We start from the raw sequence: 5,249 nt of genomic DNA, 5'->3' as shown, positions 1-5,249 counted from the left end.
TTAAATGTTTGCTTTGTCTCTTCTGGTCTATTCCAGTAACCTTGAGCAATACTCAAATTTGATACCCAAATTTCGCCAACTTCATCTGACGCACACTTAGTTAAAGTATTGGGATTGATGATAATTACATTTGTGTCACAAATCGGGAAGCCACAACTAACCACATATCGATTTCCCTTTTGATTAGTATCCCCCTCAACAATCTGATTTTTCTCTAAGGCTGATGCCACAACTGGGGTGATTTGAGGCACATTATTGTGAGGTTTAGTCGCTACTAGTAAGGTTGCTTCTGCAAGGCCATAAGCTGGATAAAAAGCTGTAGCTTGGAAACCACAGGGTTCAAATTTTTGAATAAACTTTTCTATAGTATGTTTACGAATTGGCTCTGCTCCATTACTAGCAGTTCTCCAACTCCTCAGGTCTAACTCAGATAATTGTTCCGAGCTAACTTTCTGAATACAGAGGTCATAGCCGAAGTTTGGGCTTTGGCTATGGGTTACCTTATACTTAGAAATAGCTTCCAGCCAGCAGCTTGGTTTTTTAATAAAGGCTAATGATGACATGACATAACAAGTAATACCAGAATAAATTGGCTGTATCAGTCCATCAATTAGACCATAATCATGGAAGTAAGGCATCCAAGTAGCTGCAACACTATCTGAAGTGTAGTTCCAAGCCTGCTTGATGTAGGCAGAATGGTGCATTAAATTGTTATGGGTAATTATAACGCCTTTTGGTGTGGATGTAGACCCAGAAGTATATTGTAAATAAGCTATACCATCTAGATCTATTTTAAATTCCTGCCATTGGCTTGCTAGTTCGTCTGATATCTCCTCAGTAAATAACCATAGTATATTATGATATTCAAAATCTTTTTTCCATTCATCTGAGAACAGAGAATAAATTTCAGATTTAGTCAGCACAACAGAAACTCGGGCATCCTTGACAAAAGCTTGAAGTCTAGGCAGAGTTCGCTTCAACCGAATTGCATCAGGCGCGGGAGCTGGTATAGCAATGACTCCTGCATATAAACATCCAAAGAAAGCACAAATGAAATCCAGACCCTGAGAATAGAGTAGCAATGCTCGCTCCCCCTTAGCTATCCCCATTGTCTCAAGTTTAGCAGCGATCGCCCGTGCCCTCCTTTCCAATTCTCCATAAGTCAAACTGTTTGCTTCTGTTTGTCCATTAAAAAGAAACGTATAGGCTTTTTTGTTACCTTCATTCGTTGCTCGATAACGTAGGAGGTCTATCAAAGATAAAAATTTATTGTTAGTTTTCATATAAAGTTGTCCTTCATTAATCATCCATGCTTTGATATTTAATCAGCAAACCCTAATTATTCTGTTCAAGATAGATGTTGAGTTTTTCTGCTATAACCTGAATATAAGGTTCATAATTTATGGTAATGTGGGTGCCACCAATTGTGTAAATCTCGATCCCTGAAGCAGCTAGCTCAATCCAGGGGTATTCTGGATGTAATGGGTCGTATTCTTTACACCTGTCTTGAGCACGGAAAAAGATAATTTTTCCAGGATATATCTGTGGCTTGTAGCTCCACATTGCCTCCTTATTTGCCTTGAAGACTTGGATGAATTGACGAGTTTGAGATATCGGGAAATCATCGGGGATCAACTTAGCAATCTTTGCTTGCTCCAAAGCATAGATTACTTGATCTTCAAAATTGCCAACTTGTGGGAAAGAATTCAAGGACAAAAAACTGTTGTCTAACTCGAATAGGGTATCAAGAAGATAACCCATGATCTCTGTTTCGCTATCTAATTTCTTTGGCATTTCACCCGGACCGGGAGTGTCGATCAGAGCCAGCAATGCTACCTTTTCACCTTCTGCATGGAGTTGCTGTGCTAGCTCGAAAGCTAGAATACCTCCTAAGGAAGTACCTCCGAGAAAATATGGACCATTAGGTTGAACGGTGCGTATCGCTTTGATATATTCAGTTGCCATCTCCTCAACAGAGGTAAGTACTTCTGTTTTTTCATCTAAACCCTGTGCTTGTATCCCATAAACTGGTATATCTGAGTCTAAAAAACTAGCTAGCTCCCTATATATATAGACTGTTCCGCCAACAGCGTGTAATAAGAAAAGAGGCTGTTTGTTATTGCTCCCTGCTTGAAGTTCTACCAGCAAGGAGGAAGGTGCTTGTGGTGTTTCCTGACCTGGAATATTTTCCGATGAGGTTCTTGCCTGAATTGATTCAGAAAGTTTAGCAATAGTAGCAGTATTTAAAATAGCCTCTATAGGTAGCTCAGTTTGGAAGGTTTCCCGTAAGTTATCAATTACCTGAACTGCTATGAGGGAGTCTCCTCCTAACTCAAAGAAATTATCTTCAATTCCTATTTGTTCAATCCCTAGACTTTGTTGCCAAATTTCAGCAATGGTTTGCTCTGTCTGATCCCGTGGCGCAATATAGGAAGTTGCCAATTTAGGTCGTGAGTAGGATGAGGAAAGTTTTGGTGTTTGAGATTTATCAGACTGTTGTAAAAATTTAAGGTTTACCCATTGGTTAATGCGATCTTGTAAGTCGGCAGTCGAGACAACTATCTGATCGAGTCCATTTGTGGATAAAATTCTTTGAAAAACATTGACACCTTCTTCTGGCAAGATGGCTAATTCAGTTAAGGAAGAGCCTACAGATTTATTTGGTTTTGCCACTTCCATAACTTGCCAGCCATCCCAATTCACGCTTACCCAAGGTACAACGCTTGTCTGGTTATGTTGATGAACGAAAGCATCCATAAAACTATTTGCTGAAGAATAAGCAACAAAACCTAACCCTCCTAAAACTGATGATAAGGAAGACATTAAAATACAAAAATCCAGCTCAAGTTTCTCCAAAGTCTTAGCCAAAACCAAAGTACCCTTAACTTTTGGCTGAAATTGTTGTTCACAATCTATTTTACTAGCTTTGACAATGGTTTGAAATGACTTTTCCCCAGTTATTGCTGCTGCATGAATTACTCCATTGAGTTGACCAAACTTTTTGAGAGCTTGGGCGATCGCCTCTTGCATTTGTTGGAGATTTGCGACATCGGCACAGATGTTCAAAACCTCAGAACCTAAAGCTTCTAATTTCCGAATTTTATGTATTTTTTGACTGATACTGTCTTGAGCATTGTGACTGGCTAACCATTCTGACCATTCTTCTCTGGGAGGAAATTTTGAACGCCCAATCAAAATCAGTTTTGCTTGTACAGTTTTTGCCAAATGTTCTGCTAGAATCATACCTATACCTCCGATCCCACCTGTAATTAGATAAACTCCCTGTGGTTTTAAGCTTAGGTTTGTTTTCTCTGCTCCCTCCAATCTGAATGGATCAAAAGTTTGCACCCAGCGATCGCTCATTCGGTAGGCAACCATTTTCTCCGATTGCTCGATCGCTAATTCCGATGTGATTTGCTCTATCAGCATTTCTTCCTCTAGGGTTCCAGAATATGGAAGCACCACATCAATACTCCTACAAATTATGTTAGGGTATTCTTGGCCGATAGTTATAATTGGTCCTGTTACAATTGCTTGCTCTGGGTTTAACAAAGCTTCATCAGCAATTTTCTGCATATTGTTGGTCACTACCCCTAGCAGCAATTCGCCACTAATCTGCTGTCTTCCCAGTGCCTTGGCAAGGAACAACAAGCTGTAAAAGCCTAGATTTTGTGACTTTTCCACCCACTCAATTTCTAATTTATCCTTACTCTTAGGGGCAACACTCCATAAATGAAGGATAGTTTTTGGGTACTCGTCCCGTTCATGCAGTTCTTGACATAAGGCGTGATAGTCATCCTCTTGTTCAGGATTAAGATTATAGAGGCGATCGCTTAGTTTTTTAAACCCCGTCCCGACTCTGACTGTAATAACATTTTGACCATCCCTTTCCATTTTTTGCACTATTTTGTCACTCAAACCAAAGTCATCAGCAAACACAAGATTAGTAGTGGAGATAACAGGCTCAGTATTATTAACATTAGAACGTTTCCAAGATGGAATATAAAACCAGTCTGCCAGCTCTGTTTTTTTCTCAACTATGGATGTTTTGGGTTGAACATTCTGCTTTGGAGTTCTGCTCTCAGCCACCCAGTAACGCTGGCGCTCAAAAGGATAAGTAGGTAAGGGAATGCGGTAACGTTTTTCATGGCTGTAAAATCCCTCCCAATCTACCCTGACTCCAGCTAACCAAAGTTGACCTAATGTATTCAGCAAGAAATCTAGATCGGAGCGCTTTTCTTGGGGATGGCGTACTGAAGTTAGTAAAATCTGCTCGTCTGCTTTATCTGGATGCCGTTTAGCTAAACTACTTAATGTCCGTCCTGGTCCGACTTCCAATAAGATTTGGGAACGATCGCGCAAAAATTTCTGTATACCTTCAGCAAAGCGTACCGGTTGACGTAGATGTTTTGCCCAATAGTTAGGATCTGTTGCTTGCTCTGCTGTAATCCAAGTACCAGTGACATTAGAAATATAGGGAATTTCTGGAGGATGCAACGGTAGTTGTTTAACATACTCTATGAATGGCTCTACAACTGGCTCCATCATCTGAGAATGAAAGGCATGGGAAGTATGGAGGCGACGAGACTCTACCTTTTGTTCTGATAACTGCTGCTGCAGGGTATCGATCGCCTCTATTGGACCTGAAATGACACATTGGGATAATCCGTTAATAACAGCTAGGGAAAGTCGATCGCCTAGCAGAGTTTGGCATTCTTGCTCTGAGATAGATACGGCTAGCATTGCTCCTGGTGGCTGTTGCTGCATCAGTTGTCCCCGTTTCGCCACCAAAGCGAGAGCATCTTCTAAGGAAAACACACCAGCAAGAGTCGCTGCCACATATTCACCAATGCTGTGTCCAATCATTGCTTGAGGAGACACACCCCACTCTTGCCATAAAATTGCTAAAGCATAGGAAACTACAAATAGTGCTGACTGAGCGATCGCTGTCTGTTTCAGTTTTAATGTTGCTGTCTCTATTTTTTCTGGTTGTGGATAGAGGATATGACGCAGGTCAACTTCTAAATTTGGAATCAGTAGTTCTGAGCAACTATCTATCTGAGCGCGAAAGGTTGGTTCTGTCTGGTATAGTTCCTGCGCCATATTTACATATTGGGAGCCTTGACCAGAAAACATGAACACTACAGGTCGCTGGGTTAGCTCTTGGTAGTGAGTAAATACAGGTTGAGTTTCTGGTGCAGAAAGTGCTTTGAGGGCATCATCTATATCTTGACAGACTAACATCTGGC

At 40.8% G+C, this 5,249-nt stretch carries 2 protein-coding genes; both read right to left on the bottom strand.

The window, feature by feature from the left end; all coding sequences use genetic code 11:
- The coding region (locus tag F6K49_RS34725; RefSeq protein WP_293103990.1) for a fatty acyl-AMP ligase at window positions 1–1,283 on the bottom strand (1,283 nt) is incomplete at its 3' end.
- Between the two features lie 52 nt (window positions 1,284–1,335).
- The coding region (locus F6K49_RS34720; RefSeq protein ID WP_293103987.1) for an SDR family oxidoreductase at window positions 1,336–5,249 on the bottom strand (3,914 nt) is incomplete at its 5' end.

The organism is Moorena sp. SIO3I6 (assembly GCF_010672095.1).
The sequence above is the reverse complement of the archived record's forward strand: the minus strand, read 5'-3'. Positions and strand labels throughout refer to the sequence as shown.